General features: G+C 32.7%; 12 protein-coding genes. 3 read left to right on the top strand and 9 right to left on the bottom strand.

All coding sequences use genetic code 11. From position 1 onward, the window contains the following. Positions 1-109: 109 nt before the first annotated feature. The 6 genes from G314FT_RS05515 to G314FT_RS05490 form a co-directional block, all read right to left on the bottom strand. On the bottom strand, positions 110-1,687 hold the full coding sequence (locus G314FT_RS05515) for a peptide chain release factor 3 (RefSeq protein ID WP_257699312.1): 1,578 nt from the start codon (positions 1,685-1,687) through the stop codon (positions 110-112). Positions 1,688-1,832: 145 nt separating this feature from the next. Beyond that, entirely contained in the window at positions 1,833-10,097 is an 8,265-nt protein-coding gene (locus tag G314FT_RS05510; RefSeq protein WP_257699310.1) for a SpaA isopeptide-forming pilin-related protein, read from the bottom strand. A 432-nt stretch (positions 10,098-10,529) separates the two neighbouring features. After that, a complete protein-coding gene (locus G314FT_RS05505; protein WP_257699308.1) occupies positions 10,530-11,960 on the bottom strand; it encodes a flotillin family protein in 1,431 nt (476 codons plus the stop codon). 19 nt (positions 11,961-11,979) lie between these two features. Beyond that, positions 11,980-12,498: an NfeD family membrane protein gene (locus G314FT_RS05500; RefSeq protein WP_257699307.1), complete on the bottom strand. Its 519-nt coding sequence runs from the start codon at positions 12,496-12,498 to the stop codon at positions 11,980-11,982. A 141-nt stretch (positions 12,499-12,639) separates the two neighbouring features. Then, a complete protein-coding gene (locus tag G314FT_RS05495; RefSeq protein ID WP_257699306.1) occupies positions 12,640-15,390 on the bottom strand; it encodes an FtsX-like permease family protein in 2,751 nt (916 codons plus the stop codon). A 16-nt stretch (positions 15,391-15,406) separates the two neighbouring features. Continuing rightward, a complete protein-coding gene (locus G314FT_RS05490) occupies positions 15,407-16,108 on the bottom strand; it encodes an ABC transporter ATP-binding protein (RefSeq protein ID WP_257699305.1) in 702 nt (233 codons plus the stop codon). A gap of 137 nt (positions 16,109-16,245) precedes the next feature. Here G314FT_RS05490 and G314FT_RS05485 point away from each other — a divergent pair, with 137 nt between their 5' ends. Together G314FT_RS05485 and G314FT_RS05480 are read left to right on the top strand one after the other, a co-directional pair. After that, entirely contained in the window at positions 16,246-16,920 is a 675-nt protein-coding gene (locus tag G314FT_RS05485; protein WP_257699303.1) for a DNA/RNA non-specific endonuclease, read from the top strand. A gap of 14 nt (positions 16,921-16,934) precedes the next feature. After that, positions 16,935-17,315 carry a hypothetical protein gene (locus G314FT_RS05480; RefSeq protein WP_257699301.1) on the top strand — a complete coding sequence of 127 codons (381 nt, stop codon included), beginning with the start codon at positions 16,935-16,937 and terminating at the stop codon, positions 17,313-17,315. 646 nt (positions 17,316-17,961) lie between these two features. Here the strand turns inward: G314FT_RS05480 and G314FT_RS05475 are convergent. Both G314FT_RS05475 and nagA read right to left on the bottom strand, forming a co-directional pair. Further along, positions 17,962-19,053: a M24 family metallopeptidase gene (locus G314FT_RS05475; RefSeq protein WP_257699299.1), complete on the bottom strand. Its 1,092-nt coding sequence runs from the start codon at positions 19,051-19,053 to the stop codon at positions 17,962-17,964. A 62-nt stretch (positions 19,054-19,115) separates the two neighbouring features. Continuing rightward, entirely contained in the window at positions 19,116-20,267 is a 1,152-nt protein-coding gene (nagA, locus tag G314FT_RS05470; RefSeq protein WP_257699298.1) for an N-acetylglucosamine-6-phosphate deacetylase, read from the bottom strand. Positions 20,268-20,503: 236 nt separating this feature from the next. Between nagA and G314FT_RS05465 the strand changes: the two genes are divergently transcribed. Then, positions 20,504-20,677 (top strand): DUF2187 domain-containing protein, encoded by a 174-nt coding sequence (locus G314FT_RS05465; protein ID WP_257699296.1) that lies wholly within the window; start codon positions 20,504-20,506, stop codon positions 20,675-20,677. 39 nt (positions 20,678-20,716) lie between these two features. On the opposite strand, the gene G314FT_RS05460 is transcribed toward G314FT_RS05465, so the two are convergent. Continuing rightward, positions 20,717-21,934: a pyridoxal phosphate-dependent aminotransferase gene (locus G314FT_RS05460; protein ID WP_257699295.1), complete on the bottom strand. Its 1,218-nt coding sequence runs from the start codon at positions 21,932-21,934 to the stop codon at positions 20,717-20,719. Between the last annotated feature and the right edge of the window lie 79 nt (positions 21,935-22,013).

Below are 22,013 nucleotides of genomic sequence, written 5' to 3'. Positions count from 1 at the left end.
TATTTACTCTCATAATATATAACGTTTCAAGTAACTAATTTGTGACACCTTTTTAACATAAAAAAGAGATTTTTCCTAAACTATAGGAAAAATCTCCAACAAATTATTTTTATAACAATGTTTTCAATTCTACATCTGGATACTTATCTGCAAACCAACGCATCGCGAACTGGTTTTCAAATAAGAATAATGGTTGGTCAAATCGATCTCTTGCTAAGATATTTCGACTTGAACTCATTTTTTCATCTAACTGAGATGGGTCAATCCAACGAGCAATTTTTGTTCCCATTGGTTCCATGATTAACTCAGTATTGTACTCATTCAACATACGATGTTTGAATACCTCAAACTGTAGTTGACCGACTGCTCCAATAATAAAGTCTTCTGTTAAATAAGTTTTGTATAATTGGATAGCTCCTTCTTGAACCAATTGATATAACCCTTTGTAGAATGATTTTTGTTTCATCACGTTTTTAGCTGTGACTTTCATAAATAATTCTGGTGTAAATTGTGGTAAATCTTCAAATTCGATTCTATCTTTACCAGTAAATAAAGTATCACCAATCTGATATGTCCCAGTATCATATAACCCAATAATATCACCTGCAACAGCTTCTTCCACCACTTCACGTGAATCAGCCATAAATTGCGTTGAATTATTTAGTTTAATTTTTTTCGATTCACGCGCTAACTTGACTTCCATACCTTTTTCAAAGCTACCTGAACAAATACGAACAAATGCAATCCTGTCTCTATGAGCTGGGTTCATATTTGCTTGAATTTTAAAGACAAATCCAGAAAAATCTTTATCGTAAGGACTAATTTCTCCACCATCTTTCGTTTCATGCTCGTTTGGTTTTGGTGCAAATTGTAAAAAGGTTTCTAAAAATGTTTCCACACCAAAATTCGTCAAAGCAGAACCAAAAAACACAGGGGTTAACTCACCTTTAGCAATTTTTTCTTCTGAAAATTCATTTCCGGCTTCAAGTAATAACTCTACTTCTTCCATCACTTGAGAAAAAATAGATTGCTCTTTTAATGGATGATCCATTGCCAATTCTCTTTCATCATTCAACGGTAAAAATCTTTCGCCATCAAATCGATCAGGACGATGGATTTCAATACGATTGTTGTAAATATCATACAATCCTTCAAAACCTTTTCCCATACCAATTGGCCAGTTCATTGGATAAGAATCAATTTCTAACACTTCTTCTAATTCTTCCAATAAATCAAGTGGTTCACGACCATCTCTATCTAATTTATTGATAAAGGTAAAAATAGGAATCCCACGCATTCGACATACTTGGAAAAGTTTTTTTGTTTGTGCTTCAATCCCTTTAGCACTATCAATTACCATGACAGCACTATCGACTGCCATCAATGTACGATAAGTATCTTCCGAGAAATCCTCATGTCCTGGTGTATCTAAAATATTCACGCGTTTGCCTTGAAAATCAAATTGCATCACAGAACTTGTAACTGAAATCCCACGTTGTTTTTCAATATCCATCCAGTCTGATTTAGCATAGTTTCCAGATTTTTTTCCTTTTACAGTTCCCGCATTTCTAATTGCACCACCAAACAATAGTAACTGTTCCGTAATTGTTGTTTTACCAGCATCCGGATGCGAAATAATAGCAAATGTTCTTCTTCTATCGACTTCTTTTTGTTGATCAAATCCCATATATAGACTCCTCTTAATTTTCTATGTATTTATATTACTAATTTAGTAGAAATTCACGCTCTAGTATAACATAAAATATCAAACAATAGATTTTATTTCATAAAATTTTAAAAAGGCAAGAGAAAATATCTCTTGCCTAGTCTATCTATTTTTGTCGTTTTTTATAAATAACTAACATACTCGCGATTAGCATTAAACCAATAATAGAAACAACCCAATGTTTCACCCTATCCTCACCTGCTTTTGGTAAATGTGTTGCATCTGATTTTTTCGTACTGTCTGAACTATTAGGACGACTAGTTTCACTAGTACTTGGTTTATTTATACTTGATTCTCTTGTACTTGGTTCAGTTATATCTGGTTTAGGTACAATTTTTTTATTTACAATATCTTCCAATTGGATTGGCTTAACTTGTCCTTCTTCTTTTGAATTTACTGTAAATTTAATGGCTGTTGTTAATTTTTCATACCCTGTTGGGGCTTTGGTTTCAACTAATTCATATTCGCCTGGTGATAAGTGTTCGACTACAAATTTACCGTCTTTATCACCCGTAATATTCTCTTGAACTGTTTTACCCTCTTTATTTAATACTTCAAAGATTGCACCTTCTAAGCCTTTACCTGTTTCATCGACTTTAGTAAATTCCACAGTTCCTTGATAGTTCACAACATCTTTTAATGTTAGAACTTCTGGTTGACCTTTATGTGTTGCTTCTACTTTGAAAGATACTTTTTCAGTATTTAAGATATAACCTGTCGGCGCTTTGGTTTCAACTAATTCATACTCGCCTGGTGATAAGTGCTCGACTACAAATTTACCATCTTTATCACCCGTAATATTTGCTTGAACTGTCTTACCCTCTTTATTTAATACTTCAAAGATTGCGCCTTCTAAGCCTTTTCCTGTTTCATCGACTTTAGTAAATTCCACAGTTCCTTGATAGTTTACAACATCTTTTAATGTCAGAACTTCTGGTTGACCTTTTTGACTATCTGCCACTTTGAAAGATACTTTTTCAGTATTTAAGATATAACCTGTCGGCGCTTTGGTTTCAACTAATTCATACTCGCCTGGTGATAAGTGCTCGACTACAAATTTACCATCTTTATCACCCGTAATATTTGCTTGAACTGTCTTACCCTCTTTATTTAATACTTCAAAGATTGCGCCTTCTAAGCCTTTTCCTGTTTCATCGACTTTAGTAAATTCCACAGTTCCTTGATAGTTTACAACATCTTTTAATACTAGACCTTCTGGTTGACCTTTATGTGTTGCTTCTACTTTGAAAGATACTTTTTCAGTATTTAAGATGTAACCTGTTGGGGCTTTGGTTTCAACTAATTCATACTCGCCTGGTGATAAGTGTTCGACGACAAATTTACCGTCTTTATCTCCGGTAATATTTTCTTGAACTGTTTTTCCATCTTTATCTACTACTTCAAAGATTGCACCTTCTAAGCCTTTTCCTGTTTCATCTACTTTGGTAAATTCCACAGTTCCTTGATAGTTTACAACATCTTTTAATGTTATAACTTCTGGTTGACCTTTATGTGTTGCTTCTACTTTGAAAGATACTTTTTCAGTATTTAAGATGTAACCTGTTGGGGCTTTGGTTTCAACTAATTCATACTCGCCTGGTGATAAGTGCTCGACGACAAATTTACCGTCTTTATCTCCGGTAATATTTTCTTGAACTGTTTTTCCATCTTTATCTACTACTTCAAAGATTGCACCTTCTAAGCCTTTTCCTGTTTCATCTACTTTGGTAAATTCCACAGTTCCTTGATAGTTTACAACATCTTTTAGTGTCAGAACTTCTGGTTGACCTTTATGTGTTGCTTCTACTTTGAAAGATACTTTTTCAGTATTTAAGATGTAACCTGTTGGGGCTTTGGTTTCAACTAATTCATACTCGCCTGGTGATAGGTTGTCTAAAGCTATTTTTCCAGTTTGATCTGACACAAGATTTTCCTTAATTTTTGTTCCATTTGCTTTATCATATAAATCAAATGTCGCATCTTTTAAAGGTTGGCCATCTACATCAGTCTTTTTAAATTCTACTTGAGTTTTATAGTTTACAAATGTTTCTTTTATTGTTTCTGGTTGGTCAACTGATTTATCAGAAATAGTAAATTCTACATTTTCTTTATTAATCATATAACCTGTTGGGGCTTTGACTTCTTCTAGCTCGTAATTTCCTGGCGCTAGTTCTTCAATAGAAAGTTTTCCTTTTTCATCTACTGAAAGTGCTTCTCTTAGAACTTCCTTTGTCACTCCATCAAGTAAATTAAATACAGCTCCCGAAAGTGGTTCTTTAGAGGCATTTACTTTTTCTAGTAACATGCTTCCTTTATAGTTAATCATAGTCAATTCCAATGCTTTTGGTTGCCCATTATCTTCAAATGACACATCAAAAGGTAATGCTTTTTCATTTCTCACAAACCCTGTTGGTGCTTGGGTTTCAACTAATTCATAATTTCCTGGCATTAATTGACCAACCATCACTCTACCAGTACTATCTGTTGTTAAGTTATTTTTTACGATTTGGTGTGAAACAGCGTCTCTTATGGCAAATACTGCACCTGATAATAAATGTGCTTCTTTATCCGTTTTAGTTATTTGAATACTACCTTGATAATCAGTAACTGATATGACAGACTGTTCTGGCATACCTAAATGACTGCTTGCAATAATTACATTAAACTCTTGCGTATTTATTTTATAACCAACTGGTGCTTTAACTTCTTTCACAACATATTCACCTGGAACTAGTCCAGTTACAGATACTTGTCCTAATAAATCTGTTGTTAAATCTGTCGCCACAACTTGTGGTTTGCCATCAATAATACGACTTAATTCAAATACTGCATTTGGCAGTAATGTTCCTTCTTCGTTTGTTTTCTTAATTAATAAACTACCTTGATAATTAGTAAACGCGTCTAGTGTAACAACACTTGGTTTACCTTCTAATTGATTGTCTATTGTAAAATCAATACGCTGATTATTTTTAATAAATCCAGTTGGAGCTGTAACTTCTTCTAATGAGTAATGACCTGGTGCTAAATCAGTAATAGTAAATTGTCCTTTACTTGCCTCAGTAATCTCACTATTTACAACTTCACCTGAATCTTTATTAAACAATTTAAATGTTGCGCCAGAAAGTGGGTTACCTTTGTCATCTACTTTAGAAAATGACACACTACCTTGATAGTTTACAACATTATCTAATTCTAATTGTTTTGGTTGACCTTTTTGTTTACCATCAATGCTAAACGTCATTGGCTTAGTATTTAACACATAGCCTTCTGGTGCTTGTGTTTCAATTAACTCATAATCTCCTGGTGCTAAATGAGTTAGTGTAAATTCACCTTTAGTTGTTTCTTTAATATTATCTATTACAACATGTTTCGTTTTAGCATCTCTTAATGAGAATACTGCACCACCTAATAATTCACCTTTATCTGTTGTTTTCTTAAATGAGACACTGCCTTGATAATTTACAATGTTATCTATTTTAGTCACAACAGGTTTACCTGACTCATCTTTTTGAATCGTAAACTCATAAGGTTCTGTATTTAAAATATAATTTTCGGGTGCTTTTGTTTCTTCTAAAACATACTCGCCTGGTGCTAATCCACTAATCGTAAACTCACCTGGCGCTACTTCTTTAATATCTTGTTTAATGACTTTTCCTGAGTTTTTATCACTTAATTTAAATTCGGCGTGATTTAGTGGTTGATTCGTCTCATCAACTTTTTTGAAATGAACGTCCCCTTGATAGTTCACAACATCTGATAGATGAGTTTCTTCAGGTTTCCCATTGGTTTCTGCAGGAATAGTAAAGGCAACAACAGCTTTGTTTCGGATATAGTTTTCAGGTGCTTGAGTTTCTTCTAACTCATAATTTCCTGGAGCCAATCCGTCTACAACATAATGGCCTTTATTATCTGATTCAACATCTTTTACGATAACTTCTTTTGTCTCTTTATTTACTACTTGGAATTTGGCTCCGACTAATTTTTCGCCAGTTTCCGTTACTTTGTCAAATGTTATTTTACCTTTGTAATTAACGATACTTCCAATATCGGTTGAGTTGATTTCTCCATTACCCTTATTATCAATAGAGAATGTTTTTTCTTCTGTGTTTCTGATATAGCCTATCGGTGCTTTCGTTTCTTCTAACACATACTCACCTGGTGCAATACCTTCTATCTCAAATTCACCTTTGTCATTACCTGTCAGTTGATCTATCACAACATCTTGAGTGTCTTTATTTTTAATTCTGAAAGTTGCACCTTTTAATGTATGACCATCTTCTGATACTTTTTTAAATTTAGCTGACCCTTTAACATTTTTCACTTGTCCTAAGTTTATTGTTTCTGGTTCAGTTGATGCGTGCTCTGGAATGTCAAATGACATATTTTTAGTATTTAGCACATATCCAGTCGGTGCATTTGTTTCGACTAATTGGTATTTACCTGGAGCTAAACCACTCACATTAAAATGCCCGTTTTCATCCCCCGTAATTCCTTTTACAGATAAATCTGGATTATCTAATGATAAGATATCAAACGTTGCGCCTGACAATGGTTGATTTGTTTGACCATCTATTTTATCAAATGACACACTACCTTGATAATTAGTAAATGTTAATGGCTTGCTTTTTTCTTTTGTAACATAAATTGGTAATAATTCATCATTTCTAATATATCCTGATGGAGCAGATAACTCTTTTAAGTAATATGTACCTTCTTTTAACTCACTTAAACGAATTTGTCCATCTTCATCAGATACAAGAGGCGTTTGATTAATAACTAATTGTTTTGATTCATCTAATAAATTAAACGTGGCACCTGATAATGGTTTGCCATCTTTAGATACTTTTGTGACAACCACTTCATTTGGATCATTGACTTCTTTAATTTCTTGTATGTCTGTTATATTTTCTTGTGCTTTAACCTCAATTAATCGACCATTTTTTAATTCTGGACTAATCAAGAAATTATCTGGTGCTTTTGTTTCAACTAATAAGTAACTGCCTGGACGAATATTTCCAAAATCCCATTGTCCTTCTTTATTAGTCACTCCAGAACGTAATAATTGTTTCTTCTCTTTATTACGATTGGTTTTCCAAATCTCAAAATGGGCTCCTTCAAGCGGTTTATTATCAAACGAAGAATACTTACTAATACGAATTTTACCCGCTTTACCCGTAGCTGTTGCTTCATTATCCACAACCATAACAGTAGAAGACGTTTCTGTATTCATACTTTCAACGTGATCTGCATTTAATTTAATGCTATTAAACACCTCTACATCTGAACTATCCGTTGTATTATTTAACGTTGTGACATACTTTAACATATATGACGTATCAATTTTAGCTAAATCACCAATTAATTTTACTTTAACAACTTGCTCTCCTGTTAAATCATTCGTTTCAATTGCTACCTCAAAGTCTTTCCCTTGAACTAACTCTTTATCTTGATAAATATCATAGTCATTTTCATTCTCAATGGTTGTTGAATACAATTTAAAAGACTCTTTATTCAAGATTTGATTTGAAGATGGTTTGTCTGTTATAACAACATTTTCTAAATGTGATTGAGAAGGATTAATAAGAGCATCCCACATAATTTCATTACCATTTTCTGGGTTAACTTTACCTGTTTTTTGAATGGTTTCACCTGCAAAATATGGCTGAATTTCAGCTGAGAGTTCGTGCTTCACATGATTATTTTCAAATACAGCTTTATTTGATATTTTCTCATCTTTTACGAGTTTTCCTTCATGTGTTGTACGGTATTCAATCCGGTAAGCTTTCATACTATCTTTTGGTAGCTCTATTCTTATTTTTTTATGGTCACCTTCTTGAATCACTTTATGTGTCACACTTGATGTCACATCTGTTTCTCTATCTGTTGCACTAGTTGAATAGACTTTTAATTCATAAATTTTGATACTATCTTCTATTAATTCATGTTGCCCTTTTATCACGTCCTCAACCACAGCATCTACTAATTTATGGCGATTTACATTGACATCAACTACCCAATCATAAGCTTTATCTTTCATTTTATAGCTAACATGCTTAGACCCATTGTATTTAAAATGATCTTGTATTCTAGGGCCCACCTTAGTTGTTTCTGCATGTTGTTTTTTTCCAGTTTTGTCTATCCAATCATGTGAAGATTCGTTCCAAAACGTATTCTCATGTTCCTTTTCATGACCTTGATCAATTTTTTCTAAATCAAAACTAGTTGTATAGAAAATTCGATAAGTCTTATCTGTTCCTTTAGCTAACTCTCCTAAAAAGATAATTTTAAACTGTTGGCCATCGACTTCAATTTTGTAGTCTTTATTAACAATAAGTTCACTACCACCTACTTCATGAATTTTCATTGTTTCTGCTAATAATTCTTGCCCTGGTGACATAGTATCTGTCAGCACCCAATCAATCATGTTGTATTGTGCTTTATTAACCATAAGCTCCCAATCAATCGTCTTAGCGTCATAATTTACTTCTCCAGGCCATTTGATTAGATTTTGATTCTCAGTGACCCCTATACTTCCTTCTGTGTATTCTCCATCAATTGACACGTCATTTCCTATCTGTTCAGATCCAGAAATATACCCATCTACTTTAGTTTTGTAAATAATTTTTAAAGCTGTTTTTATATCATTTTTTAAGACAATATCAAAACCATCTTCTTTTTTATCTACTATTTCATAATCATTAGATGAAAGTGGTGTCTTACCATATACTTCTTCTCCACTCTCGTCAAACGTAACAGTGACTATTTTGATGCTATTTGGAACAAGCCCTAGTGAATAAGATACATCTTTTGGTACTTTGTATCTATCTTGAATTTTTGTGCCTGCTTTCATTGTGTTCTCAAGATAATTTGCTTTTACTTCCCATTCATAGACTTGTCCACCGTCATCATGACGATAGGGACCTGTTTTTGTTAAATTTTTATGATAGTATGCTTCTACTGTTGCAGAAGTCTCTTTTTTCTTCTCTCCAATATGTAAAATAGCTTTATTTGTAAAACTAACGCTCTCTTCATTCTCTTTAGGTGTTTTGGCTTCAACACCAATCTTTGATTTTAACTTAATACGATAAGCTTGTGTCACATCTTTTAAAAAGATAACCGTATTTTGTTTCACTTCGTAATCAATATTTTCAACTAAAGCTGGACCTTTTTCACCTATGACTTCACCATCTAATGTGACATCAATCGGAACCACACTAATCGATTCTGTTGATAGACCTACTGGTAAAACATCTTCGACTTTAACATCTTTAAGTGTTGATAATGATTTATTTACATCAATTGTCCAATCAATATTATTGGCTCCCCATTGTTTATCAACTTGTCCACTTTTTTCAATAACACTATCTGTATTAGATTTTACTAAGACTTCAACTGGTGGTAATCCTTGTTCGTGAGGTAAACGAATTTCAACTTTACCTGGTTTAGTAATATTTTTTAATTGTTGGTTATGAATAAACTCTCCTTCAATAAAACCGTGTTGAGAAATTTCTTCGTTAAATTCAAAACGAACAGTTCCGTCTGAAGTCAATTTATACTTACCAAAAACCACACCATCTTGTCCAGTTAAATTACCTGTTCTTGGTGTCACTTGTAATTCTTCTGGTAATTTAAATTCGTAATAGTCACCGGCAATCATTTCTTGCGCTACATCTTCAGGAATTGCCCACTTAATTGCTAATCTTAATGATTGATCGGCTCTTATACCCTCAGGGGGAAGTGGCTGTTTTCCATCAAGCGTTACAGATAAACTTTCTATTAAACTTTTCCCACCATTCAACTCATCAAGCAATGGTTTAATGTTTCCTGGTTCTCTTAATTCTCTTGTTTCTTTTAACGGGTTAATCGTTTTACCCAACTCATTTTCAGAAGGATTGTCAGCTTCAACCACTTCTTCTTTCTTAAGCGATGATTCTGCTGTTTCTTTATGTATTTCTTTTGTTTCCCCACTCGGTAATGTAATCACCCATGTATCAACATTCTCATTTACTGTTTCTAATTGAAAATCAAGTAAACTTTTATTTTCACTAGACAGTGTTAATTTAAACCCTTCATTAACTATTTCTGTCGAAATACCTTCCTCACCATTGTTTGTTATGATTTTTTTTAACGGCTCAGAACTTTTAATGATAAATTCTTCTTTCACTTCACTCTCTTTAGTTATATTAAATGATAGTTTAGAAAGATTTGATCGTTCAATATCTGCAAACTTAAAATCTCTTAAGCTAATACTTGTCTCATTTATGCTCTTCGACAAGCCTTCAGCGACTGCTACAACTGGTTGTAAAAAATATGGTATGATCAAAATCAAGCTCAACCAAAAACCAAATTGTTTTTCCTTTATTAAATTCATACTTCCCTCTCCCCTTAAATCTTTACTTATGTAAATATAATTATAAAGATATCAAGGTATCTCTCTAGACCAATATTTTCTTAATTATAGGTAAAAAAAGACCCAAATATTAATATTTTTTTCACAAACAAATTAATATGAGAGAATTATTAAAAATCTAACTCTTAATAAAGAGAAAGGATTACTTATTATGTTTGTTATTTTTTAATTTAATAGATAATTTATAATAAAATTGATTATTAAATTACATAAGAAGCATTTCATACTAACTAATTTTTATATAATCTAATAATTATTATAAATATACTCTATAAATGTGCTTTAAAAAAAATAACAAACAAAAAAATAGCAAAAAAACTAAAAATATTATATAATATACTATTTTATTTTTCAAAAAACACCCTTAGTAAAAATACCTAAGGGTGTTTTTTCTTATTCACTTTTTTTTGCGACAAATGATTCTAACATATCCTTAACATTTAATCCTGTTGTTTCTTTTAGTGTTTCTTGAGTAGACGCTAAAAGGTTGGTTGCATAATTTGTGACACGATTTGCCCCACTATTTTCTCCACCTTGTCCAGTATCCACAACAGAGATTTTTTCTATATTTCCTAATGGCTGTGCTGCTTGTTTCACTAATTCAGGTAATATTTCAATAATCATACTCATAACAGCAGCTTCCCCGTATTGTTTAAAGGCTTCAGCAATTTGCTCTTTCGCTTTCGCTTCAGCTTCACCTATAGCTAAAATAGCATCCGCTTCAGCTTGACCTTCCATTCTAAGTTGAGTAGCATTTGCTTTAGCCATTGCCTCCACTTTAAATTGTTGTGCTTCGGCTTCAGCTACTTCTGTTGCTTTTTCTGCTAGTGCTTCTTGTTCTTTAGCATAACGATCAGCGTCGGCTTTTTTCTTCACTTCTGAGTCGTATTGACGTTCACGGCGTTGAATTTCTTTTTCTTCTAATTCAATTTGTTTTTGACGCTCAATGACTTTAACTTCCATCTCTTGTTCGATAACGTGTTGTTGTGCTTTGGCACTTTCTAAGTTATAGGCTTGATCAGCTTTGGCTTTAGCAATATCCTGTTCTTGCTTGTAAGCTGCTAATTTTAATTCTTTTTCTTTCGTTGCTTCAGCAATTTCTGTTTGGCGCTGTAATTCTGCTTCTTGAGATTCTTTTTCTGCTTGAGCTTTTTTAATACGTGTTTCTTTGCTTGCTTCAGCTTCAGCAATCTCTGCATCTCGTTTAACTTGAGCTATACGAGGTTTACCTAATGAATCAAGATAGCCGTTTTTATCACGAACTTCTTTAATAGTAAATGACACAATCACAAGTCCCATTTTAGCTAAATCAACACTAGCAACTTCTTGCACACTTTGAGAAAACTTATCTCTATTTTGATAGATTTCTTCCACTGTCATTGATCCTAATATCGAACGTAAATGTCCTTCTAACACTTCTCTAGCTTCATTTTCCAATTCTTCACGTGTTTTACCTAAAAATTGTTCCGCTGCAGTTGCAATTTCTTCAACAGATGATCCGATTTTAATAATGGATGTCCCATCAGCCATAACTGGTACACCTTGTTCAGTATAAACGTCAGGTGTTGACACATCTAATTTACTAGATAGTAAGCTTAAACGATTGCTTCGTTGAAACACTGGTAAAACAAATGCTCCTCCACCACGAACAATTTTCAAACGATTGCCTTCATTATCTGCATGAACATTTTTATTTCCCAAATAGCTCCCACTAATAATCAATGCCTCATCTGGTTTAGCTGTTTGATATTTTGATACAAATACAATCAATAACATGATCAGTATAAACACCACAAGTCCAATCGCAATAATCCCTAAATTCATTTACATTTCTCCTTTTATTTTAAAAATTTTCAACATATGGTACCACATAACATACTCTTTCCCTAATTTCGATAATAAGAACTTCCTCACCCTTATTAATTGGTGTTTCCTGCTCCTTATAAAATGCCGCAGGACGACTCATCGTACCTGTAACATTGCTAATGGTAATCTCTCCCATTCCCTTAACAGGTATTGGCGTAATGACTATCGCAACTCTTCCTTCTAATGTTTTTTCTGATACAGATAGGGTTGATTCAGAATTTTTTAGAGGAATTAATATGTAAAAGTTTAATAAAAATACAATAACTGATGATAGTAAAATGGCGATAATTAATACCCATCCACTACCTAATGATGATAGCGTTTCCCCTAGATAGCCAAAAAGCGAAACAAATGCAATCCAAGGTACAATTAATACTGGATCAATTGGCCCATCAAACTGTAAGATGTCACCGACTAAAAATAAAACAACAGACAGTATCGTACAAAAAATTAAAATATAAAAATACACTTGTTCAATTGATTGTATTCCAAACATCTCTCCCACTCTCCTTCCCACCTTATTATTATTAGTTTACCAATATTTCAATCAAAACAACAGAAAAATCGTATATTTTCCAACCGATATTCGAAAATGGTATAAAAAAGACAAAGGACTTTCCTCCTTTGTCTAAAAAGATTATTCAGTTGATTTTAGTGCTTCAATCATATCCACATGTTTTAATTTTCGATGCATAATTAACATGACAATAAATGAAAATAGAATCGTTAGTAATGCTGAGTACACATAACTAATTGGATGAATGGTTGTCGGAAACATCATCATATCAATTTCTGCTGTTTTAAGAACATAACCATGTAAAAGGACCCCTAATACAAATCCTAGTAAAATCCCTAAAACAGTTAAAATATTATTTTCTCTATACACATACATGGTCACTTCTCTATCGTAAAATCCTAATACTTTAATAGTAGATAATTCACGTATACGTTCAGATATATTAATATTGGTTAGATTATACAACACGACAAACGCAAGCAACGCTGCAGAAATAATTAATACCCATACCACGATATTTAAACTAGACATCGTATCATCCATCGTTTTACCTATTTGACTGGTAAAGGAAACATTCGCAGCATAATTACTTTTCATTAATTTATCAGCTAAGTTATCTTCTTGTTTGTCACTTAATGACTTATCAAATTTCAGCAATTCCACATTATATTCAGGCTTTTTATTAAATGTTTTTTCAAAATAACTTGGTGTCATGTACACAAAATGCATGGCATAGTTTTCAACAACCTCTTGAACTTTTACCGTCACATCTTTATTGTCCGTATCTCTAATGGTCAATTCATCTCCATCCCTTACATCAAAGAAGTTTGCTAACTTTTCGTTAATAATGACTCCATCATTAGATAACGTGTATGTTTCACCAGATTTTCGGTCATTGAATGTAATAAATTCTGCTAACCTCTTCTCTTGCTGCGGAACATCCACTGTCACTTCTCGACTTGTGTATCCTTTTTTGACAACGGTCATATTATTTTGAGATAAATTTAAACTTGTTTTAATCTGACTAGCATCTGCTTTTATTTTCTCATAATTTTCTTTTTCTTGAGTCGTACTATCTTCATTAATGGTTACTGTTGCATCATAATGCCATATTTTATTAAACTGAAGATTAACAATATCACCTATTGAATCTTTCAATCCAAATCCAGTTAAAATCATTGCTGTACAGCCTGCTATCCCTAAGACTGTCATCAACATACGTTGTTTATAACGAAATAGATTTCTAGCCGTTACTTTTTGATTAAAACTAAATTTAGACCATAACCAAGATATTCTTTCTAATAAAATACGCTTACCTGGTTTAGGTGCTTTTGGTCTCATCAATGTAGCTGGAGTACTCAATAAATCAACTCTTAATACAAGAAGTGATGCTAATAACGTACAAAGTAAAGCTACTATAATTGATTGAATGGTGTAACTTGGATAATAGGTAATAATCACAGATGGCAAGTTATACATACTACCATATGCATCAAAAATAACTGTTGGAAATAAATAATAACCTATTGCCAATCCAATTAAACTTCCTATAATACTGGCTGTTGTAGAGTAAACAATATATTTTTGTGAAATTTCCCAATTTGTATAACCTAAGGCTTTTAGTGTTCCTATCTCTCCACGCTTTTCATCCACCATACGTGTCATAGTTGTTAAAGAAATAAGAGCAGCTATCATAAAGAAAAATACCGGAAATACTGTGGCGATGGAAGAAATCCGATCAGCATTATCTTGAAATTCTGCATAAGAAGGATTATCTTCTCTTGAAAAATAATGATAAGTTGGTGCTTTTAAGTCATCAATGGTTTGTTGATTTTTTGCTAATTCTTCTTTTGACTCTGCTAATTTTTGTTCTTCTTGTTCTATTTTTTTCTTTTCTTCATTTAATGTATTACTAGCTTCTTGTAATGTTTTTTCCTGTGTTTCATCTACAGGTAATCCTTGCTGTTTCGCTGTTTCAATTAACTGTTTATTATCATTTAATTCTTTTTCTTTTTCAGCTAATTGTTTTTTTCCATTTGTTAATTGTGTCTTGCCATCAGTTATCTGTGTTTTAGCTTCAGCTAATGACTCATTTGCTTCTTTTTTCATTGCTTCTAGTTGTTCTGATGGACGATTTTTCAAAGTATTTTTTAAATTTTTGACATCTTTATCATAGTAGTTATTATAAGCTTTACTATAACTTGCTGTCTTTTCAGTATTAACATATTTAATATACGCTTCTGTGTAAACGGGTAATGTAAATACATCTTCTTTTATGTAACCAAAATAGTCAATGGTTCCTTTACCAACTGTTGTATAACCTCTGGAAACTTTATCTATATACATAGGGCTATTCACAAATCCAACAACTTTATAACTAGTTTGTGAGACACTTTTCTTATCGTCCAATTGAATCGTTAATGTATCACCGATTTTATAATATTGATTGTCTTGTACTTGAGTATCAAGTGCAATTTCATTATCTTTTTCTGGTAATTTTCCTTTTACAAGGACTGGTTTGTTAAGTTCATTTTTTCCAGATTCATAGGACATTAATTTTAAGACATGATTATTTTCTTTTGTAAGAACATCTAAACTATATGAAGGTTCAACTGTTTTGACAGTCTTGTCTTCCTTGATTAATTCAATGTCTTTGTCTTCTAATCCTGTTGTTGACACAAGTTTTGTATCCATTAATTTATAGTCTTTATAATATGTGTCTGCTGTATTTAACATGTCAGGGCCTGTTGCTTTAATACCCGCGTAAAATCCAACACCCAACATAATAATTAATAGGATTGAGATAAATCTCGCCTTAGATTGATACATTTCTCGAAAAGTAGATGTCCATAATGCTTTTTTCTTTTTCATTTAGCTGAACCTCCCTTTACCATTCTAGCTCGCTGGCTTTTACTGGATGTTCATTTTTTTCAATACTTCTTACTTTTGCATCATTAATTCTAATAACGCGATCAGCCATTTTTGCAATTTCTGAATTGTGTGTAATCACAATCACAGTTGTACCATATTTTCGGCAAGTTTCTTCCAAAATAGCCAATATATGCTTACCTGTTTCAAAATCCAAAGCTCCAGTGGGTTCATCACATAACAATAATTTAGGATTTTTAGCTAGTGCTCTAGCAATGGCTACACGTTGCTGTTCACCTCCAGATAATTGGGCAGGAAAATTATCTTTACGATGATCCAATTGAACCATCTCAATCACACTATCGACATCTAATGCCTTTGGTGAGACTTGTGATGCTAACTCAACATTTTCTTTAGCTGTTAAGTTAGGTACCAAATTATAAAATTGAAAAACAAATCCTACATCTACACGACGATACTGTGTCAATTCTTTTGCATTGAATGTTGCAATATCTGTATCATCCACAATAACATGTCCTTCATTACAACTATCCATACCACCTAAAATATTTAAAACAGTTGATTTTCCTGCGCCACTTGGTCCTAGTATTACAACAAACTCACCTTTCTCAATTGAAAAATTAATATCATTATTCGCAACAATGATACTATCTCCCATTTTATAACGTTTATACACATTCTTTAATTCCACATAACTCATCTAATCCCCCCTTTTTCTCAGTTATTATTATAACAAAAGATAGATTATTTAAACATTAATAACATTTAAAAAAGAACGCTTTTTCTTTTTATGGTAATATCGTATAATGACAAGCGACTACAAAAAAGGAGTACAACATGACTAAGAAAAACAAGAATAAAAAATCATCACCTAGTCAATATATCATTGGGTTAGTGATTTGTATTATATTGGTAGTAGCAGGTGTAAAATCACCTGAAACATTAATGGAGTTTTTACCATTTGAGCAAAATCATTCTGTCACAAAAACTGAACAAACTAATAGCTCAATTCAAAAGGATAATCCAGGTCCAGTTGAACATGGTAAAGCAAGGTTTACAGCAGAAGAATTGACAAATAGTTCAAAAGGATGGATAGAATATGGTAAGTTAGATAAACTAGGTAGACCTACCACCGCGAATGCCCTTATTAAACCCAATATGATCAATACAGGAACATCTGCCAATCAAAGTATTCGTCCTCCAGGTTTTATTTCTGGTTTAGAACCTTATAATCATTCGCGTGGCCATTTGATTGGAAGGCAACTTGGTGGAACAGGAGACAAGTTAGAAAACTTAGTCACGCTTTATCAAAATCCAGTTAATACGCCCTTCATGACAAAATATGAAAATATGGTTCGAAAAGCCGCTGATGATGGGGAAACAATTCGATATCGAGTGAAGCCGGTGTATAATGGAAAAGAACCTATGCCTATTGCAGTCGATATAGAAGGTAAAGGTTTAAGTAAACAATCAAACATTGATTTCTATGTAACAATTGAAAACAAACAATAATGGAGTTGAGGTTAATGGAGACGTTTAAACAACTAGCACTAATGACAACAAATACTTCACCAACACATTTTTTAAATCTCATTAAAGAAAAAAATCTACAAGAGATGACAGACTATTTCATTTTTAACAATAAAAAAAATAGCCAACAATTTTATCAAACATTGGACTTTTTAGCAGAGGATGGTATTTGGACAAAAGAAGACTTAACAGACTACACCTTTATTGCGCAAACCATTGACAATGATTATATTGTCGCAACAGATGACCAAACATTGGTTATCCCTTATTCTTGTTATCAATCTGATAGTGAGACATTTGATGTATCTGTCTTCACCTTTTTTTCACTTGTTGAGGATAATGAACTACACTCAAAAATCATCGCCAAAATAGACTAGAGGATAGGTTCCTGCTAGTCTATTTTTTACATTAAAAATACTATATTTTAACAATGTCACTCTATACTTTCATTTACTAAATTTTCGTAGTAACACATCGTTTACAGTGACATACTAAACAAAATAAACCATAACGCAAATTAAAGTAAAAAAAGACAGTCGTTTAATTGATATACTTTTTAAATCTGTTAATAACCCCAAACCAAAAAGTGAATTACCAAAAACCAACAATACAATGATACTAATATGATAGTATTACATAATATCCCATATAAAGCATGAAATGCTAAACACTATTAAGAAACAAAAAACAATTTTTATTAAAATGATATAACGCGTTTCAATTGAGATATGCTATTATATATTTTTTACTTTTTTCCATCCTGTTCTCCCTGATACAATCCTTTTATGACTATATACTTATCCTTCATAACAATCTTACTTAAAGCTTTTCAAAAAACGACACTCACTTTTTTTATTACATTAAATAAACGAAAAAATAAATAATGACATTAGAAAAACTAATTAAACTAAGAACATTTTTATTTTATAAAAAATGATATCGTTATCTAATCAATTCACCTAATCATAATAATAAAAACTATGAACTGAAGCTTATTCCTCCAATTCATAGTTTTAATCACATTTAATCTATTACAATTAATTCTTTTGGATACTCATTTAAAATCTTACAGCCATCTTTTGTTACGACAACTAAATCTTCAATTCGAACACCAACTTCTCCAGAAATATAAATACCAGGTTCAATTGAGAAAATCATTCCTTCTTCAACTATATCTGTATTACTTGCTGACACATCTCCAGCCTCATGTACCTCTGTACCGATAAAATGTCCTGTCCTATGAGTAAAGTACTCGCCATATCCTTTTGAGTCAATATAATCTCTTGCCGCTGCGTCAATATCGCATAAACGAACGCCAGGTTTAACTGTTTCAATTGCTCGCTTATTTGCTTCAAGTACCGTTTCGTATACATCACGGCTTTTATCAGATACCTCTTTATAAAAAACAGTTCGCGTCATATCAGAACAATAGCCATTTTTCACACCACCGATATCTAAAATAATGCTATCACCAGGTTTTACCTTTGAATCGTCATTCATATGATGCGGATCAGCTCCATTAGCACCATAAGCAACAATTGGTTCAAATGAGAAGCCGTCATTACCTAATTTATGATAAATTTTTTCTAATCGTTCCGTCATGTTTAATTCAGTTAATTCTTCTGGAATTAAACCAATTAATTGATTCATTGCCAAATCATTATCATGAGAGACTTCTAACATTTTTTCTATTTCTTCTTCAGTTTTAACTGCTCTCACTTTATCAATGACATTGGAACTTAACGTATATTGACTAATTGGTGCATCTAATTCTTTCATAATATCTAATAAAAAATGAGCTGCCCAATTTTTTTCAACTGCTATTGGTTTGTTAGAATCTAGTTCTTTAGCTAATGTTAAAACACCCATTCCTTTATCAGTATCATCAACAAAAATAATTGGCATTCCTAATGATTCTTCAGAAACAGGAAACAATCTGTTTATCACAGCTACATGGTGGCCATCTTCTCTAATAATTAAAGCAACTAAACGTTCTCCTGGATCAATGGATTGTCCTGTCAAGTAGGTAATTGATGCCTGATCCGATACGATTAATTGGGGTAACTGTTGTCGTTCCATCTCTTGTAACACACGGTTCATTCGTTCTTTATTCATTAAACTTCGTCTCCTTTTTCTTGAATAAAAAAACGGTAGAAAACTCTACCGTTTCACTTATTTTATTGTACTTCATAACGGCATTCACCGTCTAGATAAGTTGCTTCTAAATTTAATGATTTGTCTAAAACAATAAAGTCAGCCGCACGACCTGGCTTAATCATGCCACATACGTCATCTATTTTACAACTAACAGCGGGAACATAACTTGCCATCATAATGGCTTCAGAAGGTGTCGCAATCCCCCACTCTACCACGTTTTTAACAGCTTCTTTTAATTTCAAAATACTACCAGCTAGATTTCCCTCTTGCATTCTGGCAGTGCCATCTTTAACCGTCACTTTAAATTCACCCAACATATATTCTCCATCAGGCATTCCTCCAGCCATCATACAATCAGTGATTAGTGCCACATGATCTCGACCAGTTGAATCCATTAAAATTTCAGCAGCTGCAGGATGAACATGATGGCCATCACAAATCAATTCTGAAAAAACATGTTCCAAACTAAGGGCTGCTCCTACCATTCCTGGCTCTCGGTGATTTAAACCGCGCATACCATTATAAGTATGAACAAAGACACTTGCACCTGACTCAACTACTTCTTTAGCTTGAGCAAGTGTGGCATTACTGTGACCAAGAGACACAACAACTCCTTCATTTGTCACTTGTCGAACAAATTCTTTTACGCCTTCTCTTTCAGGAGCCAATGCTATTTTTTTAATCATGCCACCAGAAGCGTCTTGCCATTCATGAAATACTTCAATACTTGGGTCTGAAAAGTAACCAGGATTTTGAGCTCCTTTATGTTCTTCCGTGAAAAACGGACCTTCAAAATAAATCCCTTGGATTTTAGCTCCATCGACTTGATTTTTTACTTTACCAATTGTTGTCGCCACTTCTTTTAATCTCTTGTGATCAGACGTCAATGTTGTTGGTAAAAAAGAAGTCACTCCGCATGATAAAAGGGCTTCTGACATGACTTTTAATCCGTCAGCATCGTTATCCATGACATCATGGTTCTTAAAACCATGAATATGAGTATCTACCAGTCCTGGTGCTACCCATTTACCAGATAAATCAATTAACTCATCATACTCATTAGGGCTCTCTTTTGTAACGTTTCCAAAAACATGATCATTTATTTCCAAATAGCCTGGTCCGACTTCTCCACTTGCCAAAAAAAATTTATCAGCGTAGATTACTTTTTTCATTGCTAACACTTCTTTCTTTTCTTGTATATCTTAAAATTATCATTATTTAATTCATTAGTCAATAATTGGTCTAGATATTTCATAAACACTTCGTTTATTAATGGACTGTATATTTTTTTATGAATAATAGAAGAAAAATAAAAGGGTTTTTATTCCACATTTAGAAAGTTTAATGTTATAATACAGAAATATTATTACTATGCTTTTTATTTTTGGATGATATGGGAGAGATTAGTATGGATACTAAAGAAAAAGTGTTCTTTAAATGGCAAGGTGGACGCTATGAAGGCATCATTGAAAAAGAATATGAGAATTCTGTTTTAATTGAAGTCAATAATCCCGATGATGAATTAAAAGATAAGTATTTAGGTCGAATCGTCGTGAGTAAAAAAGAGATTAAAAAGAAATAAAGATTAAAAAAGTAGTTAGCCTGTTAGGCTAGCTACTTTTTATTTCTGTCTGTATGTCGATAAAAATGTTTCTAAACTCAACGTTGCTTTTTTTAGTTCTTCCATTTCCGGTAAATAAACAATTCTAAAATGATCTGGAGTAGACATATTAAATCCTTTTCCATGAACCAATAAAATTTGATGTTCATGTAAAAAATCTAACACAAATTTTTCATCATCGCGGATATTAAATTTTTGTATATCTAGTTTTGGGAAAATGTAAAAGGCTGCTTGTGGTTTTTTTACTGTTATACCAGGAATGGCATTCAAAGCCTCCGTAATAAACTCACGTTGCTCATAAATTCGACCACCAGGTAATAGTAATTGGTCCACACTTTGATGACCACCTAAAGCAGTCTGAATAATTTGCTGAGATAATACATTTGAACAAAGTCGCATGGAAGCTAACATGTTGATTCCTTCAATATATCCTTGAACATGTTTCTTCTCACCACTAATGACCATCCAACCACATCGAAATCCAGCAACACGATGAGATTTAGATAACCCATTAAACGTTACAACGCATAAATCAGGAGCCAAACTAGCAATAGATACATGCTCTAAACCATCCATCACTAATCGGTCGTAAATTTCATCTGAATAAATAATTAGTTCATGTTCTCTTGCTACTTTTACAATTTCTAATAATAACTCTTTTGGATAAAGAGCTCCAGTTGGATTATTAGGATTAATCAACACAATCCCTTTAGTTTTTGGCGTAATTTTGCTTTTTATATCATCAATATCAGGATACCAATCAGCCTGTTCATCACATACGTAATGTACAGCTCGACCTCCTGATAAAGTAATCGCTGCTGTCCATAATGGATAATCTGGCATTGGAACAAGCACTTCATCACCATTATCAATCAAGGCTTGCATAGATAATGTAATTAATTCACTAACACCATTTCCAGTATAGATGTCATTAATCGTAACATTTGGTATTTTTTTTAATTGGCAGTATTGTTGAATCGCTTTTCGTGCCGAAAAAATTCCCTTTGAATCTGAATAGCCTTCAGATTCTCTAGCATTGGTTATTAAATCATGAATAATTTCATCAGGAGCTTTAAAGCCAAACGCAGCAGGATTTCCAGTATTTAATTTTAATACATCAATCCCTCTAGCTGTCATTCTATCTGCCTCTTCTAATACAGGACCTCTTACATCATAGCTAACATAATCTAATTTTGACGATTTTTTAAATTGTCTCACTGACTTTCCCCCTAATAAAAAACTTGCTTCATTTTTTCTAAATTACACCTAGAAACAATGAAAGACAAGTTAATTTTTC

Source organism: Vagococcus luciliae (assembly GCF_024637875.1).
GTDB classification, from domain to species: domain Bacteria; phylum Bacillota; class Bacilli; order Lactobacillales; family Vagococcaceae; genus Vagococcus; species Vagococcus luciliae.
This window is presented reverse-complemented; position numbering and strand designations above follow the sequence as displayed.

Excerpts from the sequence above, each read along its gene's own strand:
- G314FT_RS05480 (WP_257699301.1), top strand. The coding sequence starts at position 16,935 with ATGGAGACGTTTAAACAACTAGCACTAATGACAACAAATACTTCACCA.
- G314FT_RS05475 (WP_257699299.1), bottom strand. The coding sequence starts at position 19,053 with ATGAATAAAGAACGAATGAACCGTGTGTTACAAGAGATGGAACGACAA.
- nagA (WP_257699298.1), bottom strand. The coding sequence starts at position 20,267 with ATGAAAAAAGTAATCTACGCTGATAAATTTTTTTTGGCAAGTGGAGAA.
- G314FT_RS05505 (WP_257699308.1), bottom strand. The coding sequence starts at position 11,960 with ATGAATTTAGGGATTATTGCGATTGGACTTGTGGTGTTTATACTGATC.
- G314FT_RS05510 (WP_257699310.1), bottom strand. The coding sequence starts at position 10,097 with ATGAATTTAATAAAGGAAAAACAATTTGGTTTTTGGTTGAGCTTGATT.
- G314FT_RS05495 (WP_257699306.1), bottom strand. The coding sequence starts at position 15,390 with ATGAAAAAGAAAAAAGCATTATGGACATCTACTTTTCGAGAAATGTAT.
- G314FT_RS05465 (WP_257699296.1), top strand. The coding sequence starts at position 20,504 with ATGGATACTAAAGAAAAAGTGTTCTTTAAATGGCAAGGTGGACGCTAT.
- G314FT_RS05515 (WP_257699312.1), bottom strand. The coding sequence starts at position 1,687 with ATGGGATTTGATCAACAAAAAGAAGTCGATAGAAGAAGAACATTTGCT.
- G314FT_RS05490 (WP_257699305.1), bottom strand. The coding sequence starts at position 16,108 with ATGAGTTATGTGGAATTAAAGAATGTGTATAAACGTTATAAAATGGGA.
- G314FT_RS05485 (WP_257699303.1), top strand. The coding sequence starts at position 16,246 with ATGACTAAGAAAAACAAGAATAAAAAATCATCACCTAGTCAATATATC.
- G314FT_RS05500 (WP_257699307.1), bottom strand. The coding sequence starts at position 12,498 with ATGTTTGGAATACAATCAATTGAACAAGTGTATTTTTATATTTTAATT.